Annotated in this window: 23 protein-coding genes and 3 pseudogenes; 10 read left to right on the top strand and 16 right to left on the bottom strand. The window is 59.7% G+C overall.

The features are described 5' to 3' along the window. Positions 1-12 precede the first annotated feature (12 nt). From NKJ72_RS17680 to NKJ72_RS17660, 5 genes are all read right to left on the bottom strand, one after another. Positions 13-744: an ATP-binding cassette domain-containing protein gene (locus NKJ72_RS17680; RefSeq protein ID WP_254819755.1), complete on the bottom strand. Its 732-nt coding sequence runs from the start codon at positions 742-744 to the stop codon at positions 13-15. Positions 745-746: 2 nt separating this feature from the next. Next, positions 747-1,727 carry an ABC transporter permease gene (locus NKJ72_RS17675; RefSeq protein WP_352478617.1) on the bottom strand — a complete coding sequence of 327 codons (981 nt, stop codon included), beginning with the start codon at positions 1,725-1,727 and terminating at the stop codon, positions 747-749. Between the two features lie 202 nt (positions 1,728-1,929). Beyond that, the gene (locus NKJ72_RS17670; RefSeq protein ID WP_352478615.1) at positions 1,930-2,913 is read right to left on the bottom strand and encodes a sugar ABC transporter substrate-binding protein; all 984 of its coding nucleotides are present in this window, start codon (positions 2,911-2,913) and stop codon (positions 1,930-1,932) included. 39 nt (positions 2,914-2,952) lie between these two features. Continuing rightward, positions 2,953-4,158 carry a mandelate racemase/muconate lactonizing enzyme family protein gene (locus tag NKJ72_RS17665; protein WP_352478613.1) on the bottom strand — a complete coding sequence of 402 codons (1,206 nt, stop codon included), beginning with the start codon at positions 4,156-4,158 and terminating at the stop codon, positions 2,953-2,955. A 13-nt stretch (positions 4,159-4,171) separates the two neighbouring features. Then, a complete protein-coding gene (locus tag NKJ72_RS17660; RefSeq protein ID WP_502901855.1) occupies positions 4,172-4,891 on the bottom strand; it encodes a FadR/GntR family transcriptional regulator in 720 nt (239 codons plus the stop codon). A 368-nt stretch (positions 4,892-5,259) separates the two neighbouring features. Between NKJ72_RS17660 and NKJ72_RS17655 the strand changes: the two genes are divergently transcribed. After that, positions 5,260-6,249, top strand: a complete 990-nt coding sequence (locus NKJ72_RS17655; RefSeq protein WP_352478763.1) for a Tim44 domain-containing protein — start codon at positions 5,260-5,262, stop codon at positions 6,247-6,249. Positions 6,250-6,394: 145 nt separating this feature from the next. Here NKJ72_RS17655 and NKJ72_RS17650 read toward each other — a convergent pair whose 3' ends face one another. The 3 genes and pseudogenes from NKJ72_RS17650 to NKJ72_RS17640 all read right to left on the bottom strand — a co-directional run bounded on the left by NKJ72_RS17650 (position 6,395) and on the right by NKJ72_RS17640 (position 8,554). After that, positions 6,395-7,474, bottom strand: a complete 1,080-nt coding sequence (locus NKJ72_RS17650) for an AI-2E family transporter (protein ID WP_352478611.1) — start codon at positions 7,472-7,474, stop codon at positions 6,395-6,397. 244 nt (positions 7,475-7,718) lie between these two features. Then, a pseudogene (locus NKJ72_RS17645) lies at positions 7,719-8,129 on the bottom strand (PIN domain-containing protein). Between the two features lie 149 nt (positions 8,130-8,278). Beyond that, on the bottom strand, positions 8,279-8,554 hold the full coding sequence (locus tag NKJ72_RS17640) for a helix-turn-helix domain-containing protein (RefSeq protein WP_352478609.1): 276 nt from the start codon (positions 8,552-8,554) through the stop codon (positions 8,279-8,281). Between the two features lie 779 nt (positions 8,555-9,333). Here NKJ72_RS17640 and NKJ72_RS17635 point away from each other — a divergent pair. The 3 genes from NKJ72_RS17635 to NKJ72_RS17625 all read left to right on the top strand — a co-directional run bounded on the left by NKJ72_RS17635 (position 9,334) and on the right by NKJ72_RS17625 (position 10,185). Then, a complete protein-coding gene (locus NKJ72_RS17635) occupies positions 9,334-9,510 on the top strand; it encodes a hypothetical protein (protein WP_352478607.1) in 177 nt (58 codons plus the stop codon). Positions 9,511-9,514: 4 nt separating this feature from the next. Continuing rightward, positions 9,515-9,799, top strand: a complete 285-nt coding sequence (locus tag NKJ72_RS17630; protein WP_352478605.1) for a DUF982 domain-containing protein — start codon at positions 9,515-9,517, stop codon at positions 9,797-9,799. Positions 9,800-9,942: 143 nt separating this feature from the next. Next, complete coding sequence (locus NKJ72_RS17625) at positions 9,943-10,185, top strand: DUF982 domain-containing protein (protein WP_352478603.1); 243 nt, start codon at positions 9,943-9,945, stop codon at positions 10,183-10,185. A gap of 663 nt (positions 10,186-10,848) precedes the next feature. Here the strand turns inward: NKJ72_RS17625 and NKJ72_RS17620 are convergent. Next, positions 10,849-11,931 carry a histidine kinase dimerization/phosphoacceptor domain -containing protein gene (locus NKJ72_RS17620; protein WP_352478601.1) on the bottom strand — a complete coding sequence of 361 codons (1,083 nt, stop codon included), beginning with the start codon at positions 11,929-11,931 and terminating at the stop codon, positions 10,849-10,851. Between the two features lie 321 nt (positions 11,932-12,252). Here NKJ72_RS17620 and eglC point away from each other — a divergent pair, with 321 nt between their 5' ends. The 3 genes from eglC to NKJ72_RS17605 all read left to right on the top strand — a co-directional run bounded on the left by eglC (position 12,253) and on the right by NKJ72_RS17605 (position 16,800). Beyond that, positions 12,253-13,644, top strand: coding sequence for an endo-1,3-1,4-beta-glycanase EglC (eglC, locus tag NKJ72_RS17615; RefSeq protein WP_352478599.1), 1,392 nt, complete (start codon positions 12,253-12,255; stop codon positions 13,642-13,644). Positions 13,645-13,744: 100 nt separating this feature from the next. Continuing rightward, on the top strand, positions 13,745-15,490 hold the full coding sequence (locus tag NKJ72_RS17610; RefSeq protein ID WP_352478762.1) for a type I secretion system permease/ATPase: 1,746 nt from the start codon (positions 13,745-13,747) through the stop codon (positions 15,488-15,490). Then, the gene (locus tag NKJ72_RS17605) at positions 15,490-16,800 is read left to right on the top strand and encodes an HlyD family type I secretion periplasmic adaptor subunit (protein ID WP_352478597.1); all 1,311 of its coding nucleotides are present in this window, start codon (positions 15,490-15,492) and stop codon (positions 16,798-16,800) included. The genes NKJ72_RS17610 and NKJ72_RS17605 overlap by 1 nt, the downstream gene beginning before the upstream one ends. A gap of 180 nt (positions 16,801-16,980) precedes the next feature. On the opposite strand, the pseudogene nadE reads toward NKJ72_RS17605, so the two are convergent. The 6 genes and pseudogenes from nadE to NKJ72_RS17575 all read right to left on the bottom strand — a co-directional run. Beyond that, a pseudogene (gene nadE / locus NKJ72_RS17600) lies at positions 16,981-17,749 on the bottom strand (NAD(+) synthase); the annotation flags it as partial. 20 nt (positions 17,750-17,769) lie between these two features. Beyond that, complete coding sequence (locus NKJ72_RS17595; protein WP_352478595.1) at positions 17,770-18,393, bottom strand: cysteine hydrolase family protein; 624 nt, start codon at positions 18,391-18,393, stop codon at positions 17,770-17,772. Next, complete coding sequence (locus NKJ72_RS17590; protein WP_352478593.1) at positions 18,390-18,527, bottom strand: hypothetical protein; 138 nt, start codon at positions 18,525-18,527, stop codon at positions 18,390-18,392. Before NKJ72_RS17590 ends, NKJ72_RS17595 begins: the two co-directional genes overlap by 4 nt. Positions 18,528-18,537: 10 nt before the next feature. Then, entirely contained in the window at positions 18,538-18,930 is a 393-nt protein-coding gene (locus NKJ72_RS17585; protein ID WP_352478591.1) for an inorganic diphosphatase, read from the bottom strand. Between the two features lie 17 nt (positions 18,931-18,947). Then, on the bottom strand, positions 18,948-19,724 hold the full coding sequence (xth, locus tag NKJ72_RS17580; protein ID WP_352478589.1) for an exodeoxyribonuclease III: 777 nt from the start codon (positions 19,722-19,724) through the stop codon (positions 18,948-18,950). A gap of 122 nt (positions 19,725-19,846) precedes the next feature. Further along, positions 19,847-20,043, bottom strand: a pseudogene (locus NKJ72_RS17575) (DUF3606 domain-containing protein). Positions 20,044-20,486: 443 nt separating this feature from the next. Here NKJ72_RS17575 and NKJ72_RS17570 point away from each other — a divergent pair. The 3 genes from NKJ72_RS17570 (at position 20,487) to NKJ72_RS17560 (ending at position 23,459) form a co-directional block, all read left to right on the top strand. Continuing rightward, positions 20,487-20,690: a CsbD family protein gene (locus tag NKJ72_RS17570; protein ID WP_352478587.1), complete on the top strand. Its 204-nt coding sequence runs from the start codon at positions 20,487-20,489 to the stop codon at positions 20,688-20,690. Positions 20,691-21,251: 561 nt separating this feature from the next. Beyond that, a complete protein-coding gene (locus NKJ72_RS17565) occupies positions 21,252-21,956 on the top strand; it encodes a Crp/Fnr family transcriptional regulator (protein WP_352478585.1) in 705 nt (234 codons plus the stop codon). A 732-nt stretch (positions 21,957-22,688) separates the two neighbouring features. Continuing rightward, positions 22,689-23,459: a LuxR C-terminal-related transcriptional regulator gene (locus NKJ72_RS17560; protein WP_502901854.1), complete on the top strand. Its 771-nt coding sequence runs from the start codon at positions 22,689-22,691 to the stop codon at positions 23,457-23,459. Positions 23,460-23,511: 52 nt separating this feature from the next. On the opposite strand, the gene NKJ72_RS17555 is transcribed toward NKJ72_RS17560, so the two are convergent. Next, a complete protein-coding gene (locus NKJ72_RS17555; RefSeq protein ID WP_352478583.1) occupies positions 23,512-23,808 on the bottom strand; it encodes a hypothetical protein in 297 nt (98 codons plus the stop codon). Positions 23,809-24,091: the final 283 nt, after the last annotated feature.

Genomic DNA, 24,091 nt, shown 5'->3' with positions numbered 1-24,091 from the left:
CGCTTCTCCACGTCACAGAACCTCGTGGATTTCCTCGATCGAAGTCTCGCCGATCCGCTTGTCGAGAACGATCTCGCCACGCGCCATGGCCACGACCCGGTCGCAGCATTCGAAAACATGATGCATGTTGTGGCTGATGAAGACGCTGGTGATGTTCTGGGCCTTGAGGGCGCGAACGAAGCCGATCACCTTTCGGGTCTCCTTTACCGAGAGATGATTGGTCGGCTCGTCGAGTATCATGACTTTCGACTTGAAGTGCATGGCCCGGGCGATCGCCACGCCTTGGCGCTGGCCGCCCGACAGTTCGCCGACCAGCGCGTCCGGCGACCTCAGATGCAGATCGACGTCGGCGATCGCCTTGACACTTTCATCACGCATGCGCTTCTGGTCCAGGATGCCGATGCCGAAAACCGAGCCCTTCACCGGCTCGCGTCCGATGAAAACGTTGCGGGCGATGGTCATGGTCGGCACCATCGAATTGTACTGGTAGATCGTCTCGATGCCGCGATCCATGGCGTCGCGCGGGTTAGAGAATCGGACCGGTTCACCTTCGATCCTGATCTCGCCGCCATCGGGCTTTTGGGTGCCTGACAGGATGTTGATCAACGTCGATTTGCCGGCGCCGTTGTCGCCGACGAGGCCCAGTGCCTCGTCTGGGTAGATGTCCAGTGTAACGTTCTTCAAGGCGTGGACGCCGGAATACCATTTCTGGAGTCCCTTGATCGCGATGATGGGTGCCGCCATGATCAGGTCTCCACCTTCATTGCCCTGCCCCGCTTTCGCAGCCAGGCATTCACGACGACCGCGAAGATAGTCAGGAAGCCGATTGCCATCTTGAACCAGTTGGCGTCAACCTGGCTCAGCACCAGTCCGTTGTCGATGACGCGGATAAGGGCAGCCCCTATGATGCCGCCGAAGATAGTGCCGATGCCGCCAGCCAGCGAGGCGCCACCGATGACGGCAGCCGACACGGCTTGCAACTCCAGCCCCTCGCCGATCGAGGGCAGCGGCGCGCCGAGCCGCATCACCTGAATGGTGCCGGCAAAGCCGGCGAGCACAGAACATATCATGAAGCAGGCGACCTTCACCCGGGCCGTCGGGATGCCCATCGATTGCGCGGCAGGCAGAAAGCCGCCGGTGGCGCGCACCCAGTTGCCGAAATTCGTGCGCGACAGAAGCACCGTCGCCAGGATTGCCACGGCGACGAACCAGAAGAACGACATGCGAAAGAGGTCGCCCGGCCCCACGTAGATCGTAAACAGCCATTTGGGCAGAGCGTTGGCCGGGATGACAGGAGGGAAGCCACCGGAGATTACCACCGTCAGCGAACGCGCAATGAACAGCATGCCAAGCGTGGTGATGAAGCTTGGTATCGCGAAACGAATCGTTATGAACCCGTTGAAGAAGCCGATTAGGGCGGCGATCACGAGGCCGGCGGCAAAGGCCGGCGCGAACGGCACGCCGGCCGCCAGCATCACCGCCATCGTCATCGGGGTCAGCGCAAAGACCGAGCCCACGGAAAGATCAAACTCGCCGCATATCATCAGCAGGGTCACGCCGATCGCGACCAGCCCCATTTCAGGCAGCAGCCCAAGCATTCCACGCACGTTCTGTGTGTTCAGAAATACGCCGTTCGAGCGTATCTGAAAGACGAGAAGGAGGAGGAGCAGGAACACGACCGCGGCAAGCTCCGGCTTCTCTAGATAAATCTTCATCAAGCGCTTCATCATTCGCTCCGGCTTGGGATTGTTTGCGCTGGCTTGCCGCATCGGCAAGGGGATGGCGGCAGTCTGTCTTCTACCGCCCTTGACGGGGAGATGCGGTGGCAGGATGAAGGGTGGAGCTAAGACGCCCAAAGGCCACGCGGCCTGCCCCCCACCCTTGCCCCCCTCCCGTAAAGAACGGAGGAGACGACGCCGGCTTCGCCGCCTACCGCACGCCTTTTGCGGCCAGTTCCTTGAGCTTCGGCACGTCTTCCTTGACGATGATGCCCTTGCCGGTGTCGATGTCTGCGGGCAGCAAACCGACGTTCTTGGCGAGATAGGATTCCATCACCGGCATGAACCCCTGCATGTAGGGCTGCTGGTCGACCTGGACCTGGATATAACCCGCTTCCATCTGTTGCAGGACTTCCGAGACGATATCGAAGCCGCCCATCAGCACCTTGCCCGGTTCGATGGCGCGATCGATCAGCACTTGGGCCACGTAGGCATGCCAAAGGCCGGTGTCGAAATACACCGTGGTGTCCGGGTGGGCAGACAGATAGGCGCCAACACGATCGGCGACGACGGCGCCATCTGTGCCGGTGTCGAGCCGTTCGATGACTACTTCGCGTCCGCCATTCGCGGCCTTGTATTCCTCAAGGAACTTCATGACACCAGCAGCGCGCTGTTCCGACCAGTTCTGACCGGGCGCGGAGACGCCGACGAGCGCCCTGATCTTGCCTTCCTTGGGGAAAAACTCGGACATCTTCTTGCCGAGTTCGTAGCCGGCGGGAATGAAGCCCTGGCCGATGAAGGCCTGGCGGGCATTGCCGGCTGCACCCTCGGTGTCGTCGACGTTGGACGCGATCACCGTGACGCCGGCAGCGCGGGCGTCGGCGATGATCTGGTCGAAAGCATTGTTGTCGACGATCGAGGTGATCAGCGCGTCCGGTTTTGCCGCGAGTGCCGCCTGCATGTTGGCCGATTGTTGCTCGATCGAGCCTTCGGTCTGCGTGAAGACCATCTGGCAATTGGCCTGGATCTTGGCGCAGGCGTCGTCAAATCCCTTCTTCACCGCCTGCCAGAACGGGTTCGACGCCGACGAATGATGCGTGAAGACGATGTTCATCGGCTCCTGTGCGCGTGAGCCGATTGCCGAGCCTCCAGCCAGTACTGCTCCCAAGGCTGCCGAGATAAGTAGCTTCTTCATGGTTCTCCTCCTCCGTAGAAAGCTGCTTCAGGTTCATTTTCAGAGAGTCGATGCGTCAGTCACCCGTCGAAGCGCCGTGAAGGCGCGATCGATCTCCGGGTTCAGTTCCATGCCGAGGCCCGGTCCGGGAGGCACGGTGATCATGCCGTTCTTCACCTGCGGCAAAGCGGTCACAAGGTCGCGGTACCAGGTCTTGTAAAAGGCCCTGACACTCTCCTGGACAAGCGCGTTCGGCGCATTCAGCGACAGGTGGGTCGATGCGCCGAGCACCACTGGACCGGTGCAGTCGTGTGGCGCGACCGGCAGGTGCCATGCCTCAGCCATGGCAGCGATCTTGCGCGCCTCCGAGAGCCCGCCGCACCAGCTGATATCGAGCATGATGACACCGGCCGCTCCAGTTTCGAGAAGGTCGCGGAAGGCCCAGCGGGAACCGAGCGTCTCCGAAGCCGATATCGGCGCCAGCGAAGCCTCGGCATAGCGTTTCAGGCTGGACAGGCTGTCCATCCTGATCGGATCTTCGTGCCAGAAGGTCTTGTAGGGGGCAAGCTCGCGAGCGATCTGGATGGCCGGCAGCAGCTGCCACATTGAATGGAATTCAACCATGATGTCCATCTTGTCGCCGACCGCATTGCGGATTTTCTCGAATGGCGCCAGCGCGGAATTCAAATCGGGCTGCGATATATACTGGCCGCGCGTTTTCTCGGCGGCCATGTCGAACGGCCAGATCTTCATGGCCGTGATGCCTTCCTCCAATAACGAATGCGCCAGTTCGTCGGCGCGGTGAAGGAAGCCGTTCAGATCATCATAGGCGTCGCCGGGCTTATCGAGCCCGTAGTTGGCCGTCGTCTGGCCCGTGGCCTTCTTGATGTATTCGGGTCCGGCACAGGTGTTGTAGGTCCTGATCTCGTGCCTGGTGAACCCGCCGAGGAGCTGTGCGATCGGCTGACCCGTGGCCTTTCCAAACAGATCCCAAAGCGCGATGTCGAAAGCGGAATTGCCCCTGACTTCCGCGCCCGTCGATCGGAAACCGAGATAGCCGACAAGATCGGCGGCGAGCAGGTCGATCTGCAAGGGGTCGCGACCGATCACGCGCGCCGCGACATATTCGTGCAAATAGGTCTCGACGGTCTCGGCCATGAAGAAGGTCTCGCCCAGTCCCACGAGGTCTTCGTCCGTGTGAACCAGCACCCAGAGAAGGTTCGGCCGCTCCTTGAGCCGCAGCGTTTCCAGTTTCGCGATCTTCATTGCGCCCCCGTCCTCAGGCGATGCCGGCCGCCAGCAGGGCCTTGACGCTCTCGTCAAAATGCCTCGCCATCAGGTCGCGAGCAGACTGGGGATCACCGGTCTCGATTGCGTCGGCGAGCTCGATATGGATCTGGATCATCTCCAACTGCTCGGCATCCGAAGGGCGGCTGCGCCAGCCGATCGGCCAGGTCTGGCGCGATACGCGCTCGAACGCGCCTACGATGAGGCTAAAAACCGGATTCTTTGCCGCCTTGGCGATTTCGAGGTGAAAGGCGAGATCGTGCTCCATGACCTGTTCCGGTCGCTGGAAATTCTCGCGCATGGCAAGCGCGTGCGCCCTGATCCTTTCCACTTCGTCGGCGGTTCTGCGCAAAGCCGCCAGCATGGCGGTGCGGGTCTCGATCGTGCGGCGCACGTCGTAGATTTGCTGCACCGTGATCTGCTCGGTGTGGACACCATGCTCGATCACCAGCGACATGGCGCCATAGTCCAGCTCGGCGACGGTAGCCCGCCTCCCTGCCCTGAGGTCGATAAGCCGCATCGCGGCGAGCGAGCTGAAGGCCTCGCGCACCACAGTACGCGAGACGCTCAATTGCCTCGAAAGCGCGGCCTCGCTGGGCAGCCGGTCGCCTGGTCCGAGTTCATGCGTGCGGATGTGGCGCGTGATCTCGCCGATCGTATTGCTGACCAGGCTCACTGCGTCGGAATGTTTTGCGGCTACCACCGTGCTCACGCGATCTCCAGTTCAGAAGGCAAACCTGTATGGCAGGTTTTGCAGGTGTGTTGATAATACCTAGAAAAGCTGTCTGTCAAGCTCAAGTCATTGCCGGGAGAACCGTCGGCCTCGTCGCCGGGAGGGCGGTGACCCGACGCTTGCAAATCCGCTGCTCTTGATGCGACAGACGGCAGTCGGCCGGGTGCGGCGCGCCTGCATGATCGGACAGGCAATCATCTCGCTTGGGCAGGCTGGACAGTCTCATCGTGAACCCCGGCGGGCGCCCGACCATGCCGTCGGAAAATATCTCAGCGGACTATTCACTGATATTTCGATCGACGCACCCCATATGGGTGGACAGAGTGTCACTTGAGGATTTGCCTATGCTGATTTCGCGTTGGGGACGGTTTGCAGTTTTGTTCGCCGGATTGTTCCTGGCATTTTCCATGGTCGCTGTGGATCACGCCGATGCTCGCCGTGGCGGCAGCTTCGGCAGTCGCGGCATGCGCACTTTCCAGCCGGTCCCGCCGACCAGAGTCGCGCCGCAACCGGCCGCACCGGTCGAGCGCTCGATGACGCCTAATGGGGCAACGAACAATGCGGCCCGTCAGCCGCAGGCATTCCAGCGCCCAGGCTTCTTCAACGGCCTCGGCGGATCGATGATGCGGGGGCTGCTCCTCGGCGGTTTGATCGGCGTTCTTCTGGGCCATGGGTTCGGCGGCTTGGCCGGCATGTTGGGCCTTTTGCTCCAAGTACTGCTGATCGGCGGCGTGATCATGCTGGTGATCCGCTTTTTCCGCTCGCAATCGGCATACAACCCAGCGCCCGCTACGGCCGGTGCCTCGCGGGGCACCGGGACCTTTGGGCGAAACGCAGCAGCTGGGCCCGAGCCGAGCAACGCTACAGCTTTCCCCATTCCAGGCATCGGGTCAGGATTTGGCGGAACGAGCCAAGCCAACGCTTCCGATGAGATCACACAAACGCAAACCGACCTCGACACGTTCCAGCAACGGCTGACGGAAGTTCAGGAGGCATTCGGGCGCGAAGATCATGCTGCTTTGCGCCGGTTGGCGACGCCCGAGATGGTGTCCTATCTGTCCGAGGAACTTGCCGACAATGCCAAAAAGGGCGTCAGGAACGACGTGTCGGACGTCAACCTATTGGAGGCCGATATTGCGGAAAGTTGGCGGGAGGGTGACCGCGACTACGCGACGGCTGCTTTGCGCTATGAGTCTCGCGACGTGACCCGCGATCGCATCAGCGACAAAATCGTTGAGGGCCAGGCCGATCAGCCGACCGAGACAACCGAACTGTGGACCTTCATGCGCCAGAACAGCGGGGACTGGAAGCTCGCCGCAATACAGCAGCCGAGCTGATGTGCTTGCCTTGATTGAAATGTCTGGCCCAGAGTTGTTCAGGTTTCTCGCTACCGCTCGAAGGCCAGCCCGCCCCTTCCGCCCGCTTGATCTTGAGTACGGTGCGGTCAGAACACGGAACTCATGAGCAGCCCTGTCTTCGTGGTCAATCCGTCACGGGCTGATGCGGTAGCTCGGTAGGGCGCGGCGGCGCCGACTCGGGCTGATCAGTCAATCGGTTCTTCAGAACATCAATGAGGCTGACGGTGATGGCGATCACCGCGGGGCCGAGGACAAGGCCGGATGCCCCAAACAAGACAATGCCGCCGACCGAGCCGACAAAGGCCACGACCGTGTGGAGGCGTAACCGATTCCCGACAAGCATCGGATAGAGCAGATTGTCGATGCCGCCGACAATGACGCCGCCCCAGACGGTCAATATCGCCGCGCTGGCCCAAGCCCCCTCCAGCGCGAGATAGACCGCTGCGGGCACCCAGATCACAAATGCCCCGAGCACAGGCACTATGGCAAGAAGTCCCATGACAAGGCCCCAAAAGACTGGGGTCGGCAGGCCGAGCCACCAGAACATCAGGCCACCCAATGTTCCCTGGACGGCGGCGACGAACACGGTGCCGAGCAGTGTTGCATGGACGGTCTCCGCAAAGCGGGACAAGATGTATGCTGTCTCCGGAGCGCGCAGGGGCGAAAGGCCCGCAACGGCTTGCAGGGCATGTTGGCGATCGCGCAGAAAATAGAACAGAAGATAAAATGTCAGCCCGAACATCGCGACCTGATAGATGGAGCCACGCAACAGCGACGTGCTTTGTCCCGTCAGCCATTGTACGAATGCTGCGACGGAGCCGGCCGGATCGAATTGGTTCTCGATCCATTGGGCAATGACCGAAAGCGTGGGATAGCCAGACATGAAGCCGTCTGCATCCCAACCACGGATGACCTCCTCCAGATAAGTCGCTCCGTTTACCGCCTCGCGAACGAGCTGTTGTGCGACGAGTGCCAGCGGCAGCCCGACGGCAATCGCCGCGACGCTTACCGATATCAGCGCTGCCAGGTTTCGATTTCCGACCCGTCTCTCAACCCAACGATGAGCCGGAGACAGAATGACTGCCAGGACGAGAGCCCAGGTCAATGCCGGCAAAAAAGGCCACGCAAGCAGATAGCAGACATATAGACCGATCGCTGCGGCTGCCAGAACGCCGAGCAATCTCAATTGTTTCACGTCCGGCATCTGTTTCAGATCAGCCCCTTTCGGTGTCTCGCAAGCCCAGCGAGCCTAATTGGTTTCTCAAAAAAAGGGCAGCGTCGGTTGCGGGAGCCTTACGGCGAGGCTGCCGAGGCGCTTCGAGTGATCTTGAGGGGATTTGACGGCATGCAATCGAACCTGATGTCGCTCGCCTGCGCTTTGACGGCCTTTTCAGCTCGTCTGTGACTGGCAGATCGGGCTTGAGCAAAAGCGACGACAGGAAAACCTCTCAGAACTCCCATGGAGATGTCAGAACGAGTCCTTCCGTCTCGAAGTCAGTCAGATTGCGCGTGGCGAGGCGGCCACCGTTTACTCGAGCGATCGCCGCGATCATGCCATCGGGTGCCGACATGCCGCGTCCCTGGCGAGCAGCAGCACCCACAATTTCCCATAAACCAGCGCAGCTTCTTCTGTCAGACCGAAGATGCGGTCTGCGAAACGCCGGCGCCAGTCGGCCAACCCTTGCTCCAGCCGTTCGGCACGTTGATCCGGTCTTATCTTCTGGATGCCGAAGGCGATCTCGGCAATCGTCACGGTTGGAAGCGCGAGTTCGGCATCGTATCGGATCAGCCCGGCAATGACTGCCTCGTCTGGGTTTTTTCAACGTTTCGGAAACGACGTTGGTATTGACGAAGATCAAAGCTCGACGCCTCGATTCGGCCGGCGACTCTCTCGGATCACCGCCTCAAGTTCGATGTCTGTGCCGGATTGCGCTGAAAGACGCTTCGAAAGTTCGTCAAGTTAGGTAAGTCCGTAAGGTTCGACAGCCCTTACTCCAACCACCGCAAATCACATCCCCCAGGCCCGCTCCCTTCCCGTCATCTCACGCAGGCCGAGTTCGCCCACGAGATTGAGCGCGCCCTGTTTCGAGATCTTTAGTCGCTCCTGGATAAGAGCCGTGGAGACAACCGGTCTTGACAGCACCAGCTCGACGAGGTCGGGCAGCTTTGAATTCGCGCGTCTCTCGCGCAGCCGCCGCTCCATCTGCTTTCTGGCCATCGTCAGCCGATCGTGCTCCTTCAACCCGGCCAGCGCGGCGTCGCGGATGGCGTCAACAAAAGCCAACAACCGGAGCGATTGCGCGCACGCCTTCGCTCCCGCGGAATATTCTTGGCGCCGACATGCAGGCTGGCGAGAGGTTGGCGGCAAGACCTTCCTGCCGCAGCAGCGCAGCCACGAGCAGCGGCCCGAGCCGTGCAACGCGGACCTCGGCCGACAAACGGCACCGAACCGCTGGATTAAGCGAGGCCCTAGGATTTCCTGAGGCTGGCGTATGATGGGAAACTAAGGGGGCATGGGGGTCGTCGCGAGCCAGTTATCCGATCCCCCGCTCAGAAATTTCTACCAACATTCCTGACGGTTACGGCCCAGCATTGTACGATTCTTACATCCTGTTGATGTCGGTCAGGGAGAGAGTACTGTCGCCTCTTCGGCGTGTCCCTTGGGGATGGTCGGATGAGTGTCGTTCAAATTGTCAGTCCAATTCTATATCAGGCTATTGCTGCACTCCTGAACGGGGCGGCTCGCGGAGACATTGTATCGATCAAGGCTGCAATAGAACGAGTCCGTGTGACTGCGCCTAATCTGCGGGCATCTGACGAAGAGCTAACTGAGGCTATCCTTGAGGTAGCTTCCGCCACTGGCCTGTTCGTGTGTTTCGACGGCCGGGAGTAGCTGTCCAGCACGCGCCTCGCTAATCCGTCTAACGTTCCCGCCCAGCATTCCAGGAATTTGCTTATCGCGGCCCCGCAAGACGGGCGCGCCGTCCTGCTTGATGTTCGTGATTAGCAGGAACAAATCCGCTCGCGGTGCAGTTCGGTCCTCTTAAGCATGCAGGCCCGAACATGGCTGAAAGCGAGAAAGCCAAACAGAAGGCTATTGCCGAACTTGTGCGGCGGTGGATCACCTCAGAGGTAGTCCGCAATTACCTTCGCAACCTGCTAAATTTGCCTGTAGAACGAGAGCTGCCGGCTGAGCAAAGGTATTTGCTGGAGGAACTTGATAGGGCCGACAAAGAGTGACTGTATGGCTCTCCACTGGTTCAACCCTCCGGTCTACGTCAAGACCGAGCATCCCGGGATCATCCACAACGTCAACAACGCCGAGACAGCCGGCGAGCAGCTGATGAAGTGGAGCAAGCGTGGCCCTTGCTGGGACCTCGCGGTGCGCGTGTGTATGGCCGTGATATTCGACGAGATGGAAGCTGAGGAGGCCCGCAAGGCATTCCTGGCTGCCGCTAAGGAAGAGGGTATGTTACTTCGCCAACCGCGAATAGGTAAATCGGATACCACGAGGGCCCGCCGCCCGTGAGAAAGGCGACGGACCTACAGCGGCTACATCCTCGAAGAAATCGACCGCTGCGAGTTCTAAACCTACGAGGGCCTCCGTTGTTCCCTTACCAGCGGACGATTCCTGGGTTGGCCAGCAGGCCATTCCCGCTCTAAGTTCCCCCCATGGCAAGCCATTGGTTCTCCGCTCCGGTCCCTGTGAGGACGGAGCGCGCCGGTATGACTCGGAACGTGAACAACGTCGAGGCAGCCGGCCAGGAGTTGATGAAGTGGACCAAGCGTGGCCCCAAATGGAACCAAGCGGTGCGCGTCTGCATCGCCTGCATTTCCGACGAGATGGAACCTGAGGAGGCACGTAAGGCGTTCCTGGCTGCTGCCGAGGAGGAGGGTATGCTTTTTCCTGGTTAGTAGGTCGTGTGGATCTTCGCGCGAGCCAAATTCGATCACCGGCTCAGACATCCCTGCCAAACACTCCGACCCCTCTAATTATCCCTTATGGCAACCCATTGGTTCGTCCCTCCGGTGTTCGTGAAGACTGAAACCGGCGACAGGCATGGCTGCAACAATGCGAGGGCAGCCCTTGAGCAGCTCAAGACGTGGACCCGCAGAGGACCTCGCTGGCACAAGGCGGTGAACCGTCACCTGTCAGAGCTTGCTAGGTCAGTATTTGCACCAATTTGATGTGTAGGTTAGACCTTCGTCCTCGGCAAGATTGGCCAATACGATGACTCGCTGCTGAATTGCCGGCCCGCGCGTGATGAGCGCGAAGGCGTCAGGTGCCCGCGCCGTTCCCGAGGTCGCGGACGGAACTAGCGTCAGTCGCCGAGCCGTGCCTTGCGTCTGAACGCGATCACCGGCGCCTCCAGTGGGATCGGGCGAGCCGCTGCAGGCGCATTCGCAGCAAAGGGTTATGACGTGTTCTCGTGACCCGTGAGCCGGCGCGTGCCGAGTTGGCGGCGTCCGATTGCTGGCGGCTCGAAGCGCGCGTCAGGCGCCCTCGCCCATTTGCAGCCACCTGCTCAAAACCGCCATGAAGCCAGCCGCCAGCCTGCTATGTTCGACGGCAATCGTTCAGCTTGCTGCCGCCCACCGTTTGAAAACGATGGTCACCTTCGTCCCTTTGTTGGCGCTGGACTCGACGGATAGTTGGGCCTTGGCGTTCTCGGTCAGCGATCGCGCGATCAGCGCTCCGAGCTTGCCTGGCTTGGGCCACATCTCGCCTTCCGGCAGGCCGATTCCGTCATCCGCCACCGTAACCCGGCAGCCATCGCCATCGACGACACTGTGCAGCATTATCGTGCCGCCGTCGCGCCCCCGGAAGGCATGCTTTAGTGAATTGGTCAGCAATTCGTTCACGACCAGCCCCGCCGGCATGGCGACGTTTATTGACACCGGATATGTATCCACCTTCATATCCAGCCGGATCCCCTCGACTGCATGCGAGCTCATCACCGCGGACGCTATCTGGCTGAGATACACACCAAGATCGACCTCCTCCTTCGGCTGGTCGGCCGTTAGCGTCTGGTAGAGGATCGCCAAAGCGTCGACGCGACCGGCGAGCCGCTCAAACCGAGTCCGGTCGGCCTCGGTAGCGTTGCGGCTTTCCAGCCGGATCAGTGCGGTGATCATCTGCAGGTTGTTCTTCACCCTGTGCTGCAGTTCGCGAAGCAGTATGTCGTTCTCGCTGACACGCTCCTCGGCCGAGCGCTGATCTCCCGCCTCGCCGTGAGCCGATACGTCGACCAGGGCCACCAGCCGGAAGCAAACCTTGCCGTTGTCGTCCTCTATCTCGTTCGAATAAACGTCGACAATCGCGGGTTTGTCCTCGCCGCGTTCCAGCCTGAAGGTGCCGACCAGATCGGTTCCCTCGACCACGGCCTCGGCTAGCGGCCTGTCCTTTTGCTGATGGAGGCCTGTGCCTAAAAGGGCCGCCCAGTTTTCTCGGGTGAGCCTGGCGGCCGTCAGGCCTGACAGTTTCTCGAATTCCGGATTGGCGTAGACCACGCGCTCTTCACCGGCAAGGTCCGAAACGGCTATGGCGATCGGCACCTGGTCAAGGAATTTCTTGAACTGTTCGCTTTCGAGTGCTGTTGCAAGCTCAGGTGTATCAAGCAGCTGCTCGACCGCTTCGGCCTTCTCTGAATCAGATATCATTTGCGCGCCTGTTCTGCGCGTACAATATCAACGATGCAGCGCGCCCGCCATCGCGCCAAAGCTGTAAATCACGTTCCACGTCATGCACCTGACAACAAGCCCTGCGTCGCATAACGGCCGCACGTCTGACATTGCGGCCGGCCGAAGCAGAGCGGCAAGGGCCCGGCTGCAATCCCGGTGCCCTGAACGTTCAGGCGGGCCCTCGCTGCGTTGCCCATTAAAGTTCTGGTAACTCTCTCAAGTCGGGAGCCAAATGTTACTGGCTCGTTTTGTCCTCCAAAGGTAGCCTGATGTCGAGGCGAGACAAAGGAGAAGAACTAAATGGCCACCGTATTGAACGCCAAGGGTGTGCCACTCCCTTATAGCGGGTCCTCGGTAAAGTGGTATTCGGCGACGAATTCGGGCCCGCTACTTTATGGCAGCATCTACAACGACTCGATGTACGCCGACGGCGGCGCTGCCGTCACAATGTATGGCGGCAAGGGCGATGACATCTATTATCTGTATTCATCCAAAAACAAGGCGGTCGAGCTGCCCAACGAGGGTGTCGATACCATCTCGACCTGGATGAGCTACAAGCTCCCGGCCAATTTCGAGAACCTGACGGTCACCGGGGACAAACACTTTGCTTTCGGAAACGAGCTAAGCAACATCATTACCGGCGGCTCCGGCCAACAGACGCTCGACGGCCTCCGGGGAGACGACGTTCTCAAGGGCGGGTCCGGGGCCGACATTTTTGTTGTGACCCCCGGGAATGGCAGTGACCTGATCCTCGACTTTGGCGCCGACGATACAGCGCGCGTCGGAAGCTACGGCTTCACCTCCTTCGAGGAAGTGCACGCCAACATGGTGCAAACGGGAGCGAACGTCCGACTCAACCTGTCCGAAAACGAGTTTCTCGTGTTCGCCAACAAGACCATCGACCAGTTCACCCCAGCCCAGTTCGATCTTGCCTTGGACAGGTCGCATCTGGAACTCACCTTTTCGGACGAGTTCAACACGCTGGACCTGTGGAATGGCTCGAGCGGCACCTGGGATTCGAACTTCTGGTGGGGTGCCCCGAATGGCAGCTCGCTCACGAGCAACAAGGAGCTTCAATGGTATATCGACACCAACTACGCTCCGACGCGTTCCGTTAACCCCTTCAGCATCGAGGATGGTGTTCTTACGATTACCGCCGCCCGGGCTCCCGCGGCTATCCAGCCCTACATAGACAATTACAAATACACGTCAGGTTTGCTGACGACCTATGAATCGTTCGCGCAGACCTACGGCTATTTCGAAATTCGGGCCGACATGCCCGAAAAGCAAGGTGTGTGGCCGGCCTTCTGGCTGCTGCCGGCAGACGGCTCCTGGCCACCGGAACTGGACGTCGTGGAGATGCTCGGCCAGGATCCAGGCAAGCTCATTATCACAAGCCACTCGAACGAGACGGGAAGTCATACGACAGTGTCCTCGACGGCCTTTGCCGCCGATACGGGAGGGTTCCACACGTACGGGGTGCTGTGGACGGAAGACGAACTCGTCTGGTATTTCGATGATGTGGAAGTTGCCCGTGCCGCAACCCCTTCCGACATGCACGACCCGATGTATATGCTGGTCGATCTGGCAGTCGGTGGTCTCGCGGGGGCGCCTGCCGACGGGCTTGCGACACCTGCGGAGATCCAGATCGACTACATCCACGCCTACGCGCTGAACGATTGGCTTATCTAGGCGCGGCGCCTGACTGCGGCGGTATGTAGACGTTGTCATCGAGCCTGATTTCGGGCACGATCCTTGCGCGTGGGACCGAACTGAAACCGATGTGAAGGCGATGTCGCATTCCCATTCGTCCGAGCCGCCGCGAACAACGCTCGCTGCGGTTTTGGCCTCTTTCCGCCGCGCGATCGCTGGAATCGCCCTGATGAGCGGTGTCGTCAATGTTCTGGCGCTGACCGGCTCGTTCTTCATGCTGCAGGTCTATGATCGGGTCATACCCGGCCGCAGTGTGCCGACACTCATCGGACTTGCTGTGTTTGCCGGCACGCTTTTCGTCTTTCAGGGTGTTCTTGAACTAATCCGGTCGCGGCTGCTTGTGCGCATCGGGATGGCGTTGGACGCGCGAGTGAGTGGGCAAGTCTATACCGCCCTTATGCGTTTGCCGTTGCGCACCAAGCTCCCAGGCGACGGCCTTCAGTCTTTGCGGGATCTTGATCAGGTTCGTTCGTTTCTGTCGAGCACTGGTCCGACAGCGCTTTTCGACCTGCCCTGGATGCCGCTGTATCTGGCAATTTGCTTCCTCTTTCATTTCTGGATCGGCGTGACGGCGCTGGCAGGCGCCATCGTTCTCTCCGGCCTCACCCTGCTTGCCGAAGTTCGCACGAGGGAGCCTGCGAAAATGGCAAACAGCCAGGCGGCAGCGCGCAATACGCTTGCGGAGGCGACGCGCCGCAATGCAGAGGCTCTGCAGGCGATGGGCTTTGGCGCGCGCATTGCCGAGCGCTGGGCAGGCGTCAACGCCGATTATCTCAACACGAACGCAACAGCCAGCGACCTGGCTGGGACACTCGGGACGATCTCGAAGGTCCTGCGCATGATGCTGCAGTCGGGTATACTGGCGATCGGCGCCTATCTGGTCATTCATCAGGAAGCGACAGCCGGTATTATGATCGCCAGTTCGATTATGATGAGCCGGGCGCTCGCACCGGTCGAACTGGCTATCGCCCATTGGAAGGGCTTTGTCAGTGCTCGCCAGGCATGGACCCGGCTGACCCAGCTTTTGGCCATGCTTCCCCGGACCGCCACGAGTGTCTCGCTGCCCGCGCCGGTATCTGCTCTTGCCGTCGAAGGCATTAGCGTCACGCCGCCGGGGGAGCGTCGTGTAGTCGTCCAGGATGCGGGCTTTGCTTTGGACAAGGGTGCCGGACTCGGCATCATCGGACCGAGTGCCTCGGGCAAATCATCGCTTGTTCGCGCGATTGCGGGAATATGGCTCCCCATCCGGGGAACGGTCAGGCTCGATGGCGCGACCCTCGACCAATGGTCGCCGGAAGAGCTCGGCAACCACATCGGCTATCTGCCGCAGGATGTGCAGCTGTTTGATGGCACCATAGCCGAGAACATCGCGCGCTTCGAATCTCGCCCCCCGTCGGACAAGATACTGGCGGCTGCGCAAGCCGCCGGCGTTCACGATCTCGTCGTCCATCTGCCTGAAGGTTACGAAACTCGCATCGGCGAGGCTGGGGCGGCGCTTTCGGCGGGCCAGAGACAGCGAGTTGCACTCGCACGAGCCCTCTACGGCGACCCGTTCCTCGTGATTCTGGACGAGCCCAATTCCAACCTCGATGCAGAAGGGGAGGCCGCGCTGGCGGCGGCAATTGAAGAAGTGCGGGCGCGAGGCGGTATTGCTGTGGTGGTTGCGCATCGGCCGAGCGCGCTTGCAAGCCTGGATCAGGTCCTTGTCATGGCAAACGGCCGTGTCCAGGCGTTTGGGCCCAAGAATGAGGTCCTGGGGAAGGTAACCCGCCCGGGAGGCGTTCCTCTGAAGGTCGTCTCCGGCCCTGAGGAGGCGACACAGTGATGACGCAATACGCGGCGCCCGCGATCGATCGGACCATTCGCCGCTATCTGTTCGGTGGTGTCGCGGTGTGCGTGCTTCTGGTTGGTGGGGCGGGAAGCCTGGCCGCGGTCACGGAGCTTTCCGGAGCCGTCATTGCTTCGGGAAGGCTGGTCGTCGATTCCAGCGTTAAAAAGGTGCAGCATCCAACGGGTGGCGTCGTCGGTCAAATCCTCGTTCGAGAAGGCGATGCCGTGAAGGCGGGCCAGGTCTTGATCCGTCTCGATGAAACCGTCACCCGGGCGAATTTAGCCATCGTCACCAAGAGCCTGGACGAATTCGAGGCCCGGCTGGCCCGCCTCGAAGCCGAGCGCGATGGCAATGACGCCATCGCCTTCCCAGCTTCGCTGAGCTCGCGGCAGGGCGATCCTGAGATCCGGCGTGCGATGGGAGGCGAGCAATCCCTGTTCGAGTTTCGTCGCCAGGCACGCGCTGGCCAGAAGGCTCAGTTGGAAGAGCGCATTGCTCAGCTCAGCGAGGAAGTTTCCGGTCTGACCGAGCAAAGGGATGCAAAAAGCCAGGAAATCAAGCTGATCGGGCTTGAGCTCGACGGGATGCGCAAGCTCTGGCACCGCAAGCTGGTTTCAATCGATCGCATAACGACACTTGAGCGTGATGCAGTCCGGCTTGAAGGCGAGCATGGCAAGCTGACTGCGGCAATCGCGCAATCGAAGGGTCATACGTCCGAAATCCGTTTGCAGATCATTCAGATAGACCAGGATTTGCGCAGCGAGGTGGCAACCGAACTCCGTGACGTCCAGGCAAAGCTCGCCGAGTTGGTTGAGCAAAAGGTCTCTGCCGAAGATCAACTCAGGCGTATCGATATACGCAGCCCGCAAACTGGCGTCGTCCATCAGCTTGGCGTGCATACGGTCGGCGGCGTTATATCTGTCGGAGAACTCATCATGCAGATTGTCCCTGTGACAGACGACCTGACCGTGGAAGCGCGTGTGGCACCGCAAGACATCGATCAGCTGACACCAAGGCAGAGCGCAACCTTGCGGCTTTCGGCTTTCAACCAGCGGATAACGCCTGAGCTAAATGGTGTAGTTAGTGAGATCTCCGCCGATCTCAGCATCGATGAGCGAAGCGGCACGAGCTTCTATACCGTGCGGGTCACACTGCCGCGCACAGAGCTTACACGGCTGAAAGGCCTAACCTTGGCGCCCGGCATGCCTGTCGAGGTGTTCTTCTCGACCGGCAGCCGGTCAATGCTGTCTTACCTCGTGAAACCTTTGGAAGATCAAATCCAGCGGGCATTCAGGGAGGAGTGAGTTCGCGCGCCCGCCTCGGCCATACGTGCCGACACTCTCGACCGCATGACCGCATGCGGAGCGGAAAGAGCGAAAGAGCAACGCATCGCTCCAGCGGAAGTTAAGCCCATCGGTCGCGTATGTTGAGACGACTATTGCCGATGCGCCAATGTCGAACTCGTCATGGCACTCGTTGTGACCCGGAGGCGCTCGCTTATGGGCTGCGCTGGAGTGCGCGTGAAGTATCCGCCTGCGCGCCGCTTCATTGATTTCCCGGCCTTCTAGGAAGTCGTCAATCTGATCGCATGTGAGACCATATGCATCTTCGTCAGGCCGAAGCGGGACGAGGTTCTCCAGGTCGGCGGTCGGGATCTTGTCAACAAGTTCAGGCGGAGCGCCCAGATGCGCTGCCAAGGCGCGAGCCCTGCGTTTGTTCAACCCGGAAAGAGGAAGAATGTCGGCGGCACCGTCACCGAACTTGGTGAAGAAACCCATCAAGGCCTCAGCCGCATGGTCGGTGCCGATGACCAGCCCGCGCGTGGCGCCGGCGAGCGTGAACTGGGCGATCATGCGTTGACGCGCCTTGATGTTGCCAAGCAAGAAAAATCCTCGCGGCCGGCATCGCCAAGCTCGACCCCAGCCAGCTTGATCGAATCCAGCATCGCGTCGGCAGCCGGCTTGATGTCGACCCGGTGCACTTAATCCGCCGCTATGGTGTCCAAGACCCGCTGGGCATCATGCTCGGTCGCCTGGGTCCCGTACCGGGAGACGAACGGCCAGGAACGACGGCGCGTTGCCAGAAGAGCGGCGGTGAGTGAACCCACTCCGCCGCTGATCCCCAGCACAAAGGTGCTTAGCCCGATGCACGCAGATAGGTGCTGAGAAAGTACATGCGCCGGCGCGCTACCAGCGCGACGTCGAAGCTCGCAGTGACGCCTAACGCTTGGATAAGCATTTCCTGTTCTGTCATGCGCAGAGGTCCTCCTGATGTCACAACATTCCGTCCAGTCGCGCGGCCAGGAGGTCGGCGGTGGTCACCGTCTCGACTTGCATTCCGTAGCGACTCTCATAGATCGCGAGCATGGCATCGTGGGTCGAGTCAGCTCCGGAACATACCGCGTCGGCGACGATGACCACCCGGTAGCCGAGATCGATCGCTCCCATCACAGAGGCGAGCACGCAAACCTCCGTCTCCGCGCCCGACACGATGAGTGAATCAATGCCCGCAGACCTCAGGCGAGCATGCAGTGATCCGTGCCAAGCTGACATGACTGGTTTGTCCTCAAGCAAAGCGGGCGGCACGAAGCGCGCCAGTTGCGGAACAAGATCAATCAGCTGACAATCAAGCCGATCGCGGGTCATTGTCTTCCACTTTTGATAGTACCGTCGCCAGGCGCCGCCAACGTCGTCGGGAGATCGAGGGGGAATAAACCGGGTGAATATCGTCCGCGCCGGGTCCAATTCGACGAGGGCGACGACATTGGGCAATACGCGCTCCATCCACGGCGTGTGCCATTGCGTCGGTTCGGCAAACATCCGTTGCATGTCGACACAGAGGTGAACCCAGCGCTCACGAAGCGGTCCAAACCGCAGGCCTTCGTCCAATTTCGTCAAGGCCGGACCGCTTCCCTAACAATGCTCTGCGCCTCCGACTTGTCCTGATTGCCCACGGTCTTCGCTTCCTTGCCTTCGGCGGCTTGGAAACCAACGAAGAAGTCCTCCATGTTCTTGAGCTTGTTCAGTGGCATGTCGGCGAACTCATATGGTGGATCCTCCTGGTGCAGCAGGAGCGGCGCCGCCAGTAGGCAGTTGTTGCGTTGGCGGTTCCCCGCTCGACACATCCGCCGCGATTCCTTCGAGGACGCGGCACCGCAGCAGTGAGCCCATCGGAAGATCGGCATCCGTAAGCAGCGACACCTTCAGTGGATCGCCTTCGTCAGATTGCGTCGAACCGAGGAAGCCGAACGAAAATCGGAATGCGAAATCCAAAGTGACCAGTTTCTTTGCTCGCGACATTCCGGTCTCAACATCGTGGGCGTTCTGAGTCCGGCTTTCTTGGGGCGTCTCAACCGCGAAGTTGTAGCCGCCGGGCGCGTAGAGAGAGATCTTGTCGATTGACTCGTTCATTTCGGGATAATCCGGTTCGACCATCTCGTGTTCCTCGTGCTTCAATTGAGCTCGATCCAGGCGGGCGCATGGTCGCTTGGCTTCTCCCACCCGCGAAGCTCGACATCCACGCCGGCGCTGCGCAGCCGGTCGGACAGGGAGGGGCTCACCAGGAGATGGTCCATGCGCAGGCCGGAGCTCCGATCGTAGCCGCTCCGGTAGGAGAAATTCCAATAGGTGTAGATGCCCTTCTCCGGATGGATGCGTCGGACGGCATCTATCCAGCCAGCTTGGAGCATTTTGGCATAGGCGTGCCGACTCTCCGGGAAATAGACCGCATCGCCCAGCCATCGGCTCGGCACCACGGCGTCGATCGGGGTTGGAACAGCGTTAAAGTCGCCGCAGAGAACGCTTGGCGCCCGGTCCTGGAGCAAGTGCTGACCGTAGCTGATGAGACGATCGAACCAGCGAAGCTTGTAGTCGAACTTTGGGCCGGGCGCCGGATTGCCATTGGGCAGGTAGAGACAGCCCACGACAATCCCATCCACCTCGGCCTCAATATAGCGGCTGTGGGTATCGTCAGGATCCCCGGGCAGGCCGCGTCGACGTTCCACCGGCTCGATCCCGCGAGCGAGGATCGCGACACCGTTGTAGGATTTCTGGCCGTGCCAGATCGCGCCGTAGCCCGCCTCCCTGATCGCGTCGGCAGGAAACTTGTCGTCCGACGTCTTCAATTCCTGCAGGCACACGATGTCGTAGTCAGTTTCGTCCAACCACTTCAGGAGCACAGGTAGTCGGCCGTTGATACCGTTCACATTAAAGGTGGCGATGCGGGTCATGTGCATGCCCTCTTATGACTACTGGCGGCAGTCGGCGCACGGGGCGACGTGGCCTATGCCCGTTCGCTGAACCTCGAGCTCTTGATGTCGCCAACTTCGCCGGCGTCCTGTGCAGCCCAGGCTCACTTCTTGCCCAGCTTATCTTCGACCTTCTTGCGATTGTTGCCGAGCGACTTCACCGCCGATTTGAGGTCAGCATTGCTGGCGCCGGTTTGCTCGCCTCGTAGTTCATGTCGTGTTCCTGCCCACCAGCGACCCTTGCCCGGTCCTGGTTGCGCCACGCGTTGTGCCAGTGTTCGCCATTTCTATCTCCAACAATGCCATTCCAGTCACCAGACAACGCGGCCGGACTCTTCCGGTTCAATCCGGCGACGCGCGTGGCATGGGCCAGCTCCCAGGCAAGGGCATCGAATGAGCCCATGTATTCGGATCCGGCATGTCGCTACCGGGGGGCGGCCTAGCGGCCCGAAAGCCTGGGAGGACTATTTCGAAATGAACGATCTTGCGCAGGACAGCCGTGCTCCTCTCGCTCAACACGTCACGCTCCGGTCGTTTTTTGCGTTTGCCCACGGCGCCGCATCGCCTGTCGACGTGTAGCAAAGGGCCTTCGTGTCTGGGAGGTCGACGCGTCCCCAAAGCCCACCATCTCCTAATTGGCGCCATCACCTTCCCAACTGGAGACTTGAACATCAGAGATCTTCGACCCGGAACTCCCAGGCGGGACGACCGTTTCGCTTTGTGTGAAACAATGGAGGATATGTCATGGACTGGAATCGCGTCGAAGGAAACTGGAAGCAGGTCAAGGGTAAGATCAAGGAACAGTGGGGTAAACTTACCGATGATGATCTTGATCGCATCGCTGGCAATCGCGATCAGCTCGAAGGCAAGATCCAGGAACGATATGGTATCGAAAAGGACCGTGTTCGGCAGGATATTGACGACTGGTATGACCGGCAAGTCTGGTAGGACCGCATCAGACAGTCATTTACAAGAGGAGGCGCTGTTTACTTAACAGCGCTTATTGGTGCGCTGGCGGTGGCAAAGCCATAGCCAGCTCGTGTTGAGACGGCCTGAGGTCTGACCGGCTGCCGCCCGGCCTTCCATGATAACGCCATAGGCGCGAGCGTGGCCGCTGTTAAGTTCTCCGGGCGGCGGACCTAATGTCCCGGCTCAGGAGGAGCAGTCTTCCGAGGCCTCGCCTGCGGGCGAATGCCTGTCCGCGGGATTTCCTCACGACCGAGGCGCAAATGATCCCGCGACATCCGTCATTATGCACGACGGCACGCGCGTCGAGATGGCCCGCCATACGGTCCTCGGTACCACACTTCTGCAGCAGGCCTTGGCGTGGATCGTCTCGCCCAAGCCGGAAGACTTGACCACCTGATGCTTGCAACCCTTTGATCTAAATGCAGTCTACCTCATTCAAACAGACGAGGACAGTAGGCCAGCCCGCCTCTACCGTCAGTGGTCGTTCTGTCGAACTCGCCGGGGAGCAATTATTCTAGGTTGTGCGGAAATTGAAGCAACATGCAGACACTGTTGCAGTTCATACGCTCGCATCCCGTAGGGGGGACATTGTCGAAGAACGATTGGGGGGACAACGATTTTCTCGGTGTGACCGCAAAAGTCTACAAACCCCATTCGGTGATATGCCACCAGGATGACCACAACGATGGGATATTCATCGTAAAATCGGGTTGGGCCCTCCTTTATCGCGGACTACTGGACGGAGAACGGCAGATCATCGACACTCCTCTGCGGGGGGACATTGTCGGTTTCCGTTCCGTGGACGGACCCCGTTTAGCATCCCTGGCGTCCATAACCGAACTAGCTGTTTATGAAATTTCTAGCAAAAAGCTGCTAGAGGCCATTTTGTCGGAAGGTCGCCTCGCTAAGAAGATCGTCTGCTCCCTGGCCCGACTGAACGCCATCCTTGCCGAACATCTCATGAATGCCGGGCGGCGGAACGCGATGAGCCGCACCGCCCATTTCCTGCTCGAGTTGGAGGAGAGGCTCTCCATCGTTGGCCTGTCGGCCCATGGAAGATATGAGTGTCCCCTTACCCAGCATGAATTGGCCGACATCCTCGGAATGACCACCGTTCACCTCAACCGGACATTGAGGGAACTCCGCAAGGCCGATCTCGTCGCTTTCAAGGCAGGCCATGTAGAGGTGATCAACCGCAAGAAGTTGGTCAAAATAGCCGGGTTCGACAGCGAGTACCTCAGGTAAAGGTTATTCCCTCTGCCTCGGGCGTTCGCATCGCCTCCCCTGCGGGGGTGCTGTGCGCCAACGCCTCGGCCATCAGCAAATTTTCTGCTGGAAGACGACAGTGCTCCGTCGCTGGAGCGTTCCAGATGATGTTTTCCGAACGACTGGTAGTGCGGTGCCACGAACTGCGCCCTGCCAATATTCACCTTCAGGAATTCTCGTCCACAATCGCGAGGCGCTGCCGATCCTCCTTCGAATGCCTGCTGGGGCTGGGGTTGGCTAAGCGGTCCCATCACTGAGAAGGCTTCATCGCCAACCGGTTAATCAACCTCGCGCTGAACGTATCCCACTCCTTGTCATTTCTTGAGCGGCGGGGAATCGTTTCAACGGTTGGCATGCGGCCAAGAGATTGAATCTCGCCAGTCCCGCGCGTCACGATCGAACTCGCGGTACCTTCAAGGCGGGGTGACGCTGCCTCGACACGTGCCCTCTCACGAGAAATTTACCGAAAATTAACCTATGTTAGAGAACGCTTATAAATAGTCTGTAGGCTGTACAAGCTATTCTCGTTGGGGCGAAGAACTGCTGGAGACACGGAGCTGGGGTAGCCTCACGCTCTCACAAGGGCTGGGTATTCATCCAAAAGGAACTCAAACACAAGGCGGTATTCAAACTTTCAGCTCCGAGAGAAATGGGGGTATTTTGGCAGCCGCAGGGCGGCTTGTGTGGAAAAGAGCGGAAGCGGATATTGATATGGGTTCCACCACAACAGGACGGCATAGTTACACTTGGGCCAATCGGTCAGGAATTCTGTCCAGCGGAACGAGCGTCCACCGACAAGCAGGCAGGGGGTGCCTCCTCATCCTGGACGAAAGGGCCCTTGACTGCGTGTGTCTCGCATCGGCCCTCGCGGACCACAACCTCGGCATGGAAATCGCCGCCATGGGTTCGATCGATGACTGGCGCGTGAAGAAGGGCTCGGCCCCTCCCCTTGCAGTCATACTCCTCAACCTGGGCGGCCGGAAGGTCACCGATCATGGCACCGCAGACGAGATTAGGCGTATTTCGTCCGAGTTCAAATCAGTCCCGGTGGTTATCCTGGCCGACACCGAAGACCTTGCACACATACTGACCGCTCTCGAATGCGGCGCACGCGGCTACATTCCGAGCTCGGTCGGAATCGATGTCTGTGTCGAGGCTATCAACCTTGCGAAAGCGGGAGGCATCTTCGTCCCGGCGAGCAGTGTCCTTTGCATGCGCCACCTGATAGGTTCGGGCAGCCGCGACACGCAGCCTTTAACAGGCATGTTCACGCTTAGGCAGGCCGAGGTCGCCCAAGCGCTCCGACGCGGAAAGGCGAACAAGATCATCGCCTACGAATTGAACCTGCGCGAAAGCACCGTGAAGGTCCACATCCGGAATATCATGAAGAAGCTGAAGGCGACCAACCGCACGGAAGTCGCCTACAAGGTCAACGATCTCCTCGCGGAGGGAACTCTGGCTGACGCCTATGCCAAGCAATAAGACGGCCCGCCTTGGGTGGAGGGAAATGCGCGACTTCCGCCAAGTCGGAAGGTTAACTTCCTGCCGCTGAATCCGCCGATCCCTCTGCAATGTCGGGGAAACTGTGTCTGGCCACCCAACTTATGGCTTCTTCGATCGTATCGAAATTCTTGTGCTGCCCGCTCAGCAGTCCGAAGCCTGTCTCAAGGAACCATTTGCCCTTCGTGGAGTAGGCCTCCTCGTCGATCTGAGTAAGGACCGCGACCAGTTGGTCCCATTTCCACACCAGAACCCCAGATTCTCCGCCCTCGACCGTTCCGATCCGGGCTTTTTTGAACGAAAATCCATGAGCAATTTTTGCTTCGCCCACTTTGAATGAATCCCTCAACTCAAAAGGGAAAGAACGGTCGGCTTGAATCGCCAGTTCTGTACTGTATTTCCTTGTAGATGTCTTTTGCCGGACCGCTGTAGACGAATTGTTAGCAGATCGCCCGGTGAGTTCAAGGCCTCGATTTTTTGTTTGCGAGAGAATGTGTGCGTACTGCCAAAGAATTTTGGCCTCCGGAGCGAGAAAGCCTCGGCGCGAAGGATCATATGTCAAGCGCGGAGGCTGTCACATCGGATGAGTGTTCTTGACAAGGTGGTACTCCTTT

This window comes from Mesorhizobium sp. M0045 (assembly GCF_040323385.1).
In the GTDB taxonomy this organism is placed as follows: domain Bacteria; phylum Pseudomonadota; class Alphaproteobacteria; order Rhizobiales; family Rhizobiaceae; genus Mesorhizobium.
The sequence above is the reverse complement of the archived record's forward strand: the minus strand, read 5'-3'. Positions and strand labels throughout refer to the sequence as shown.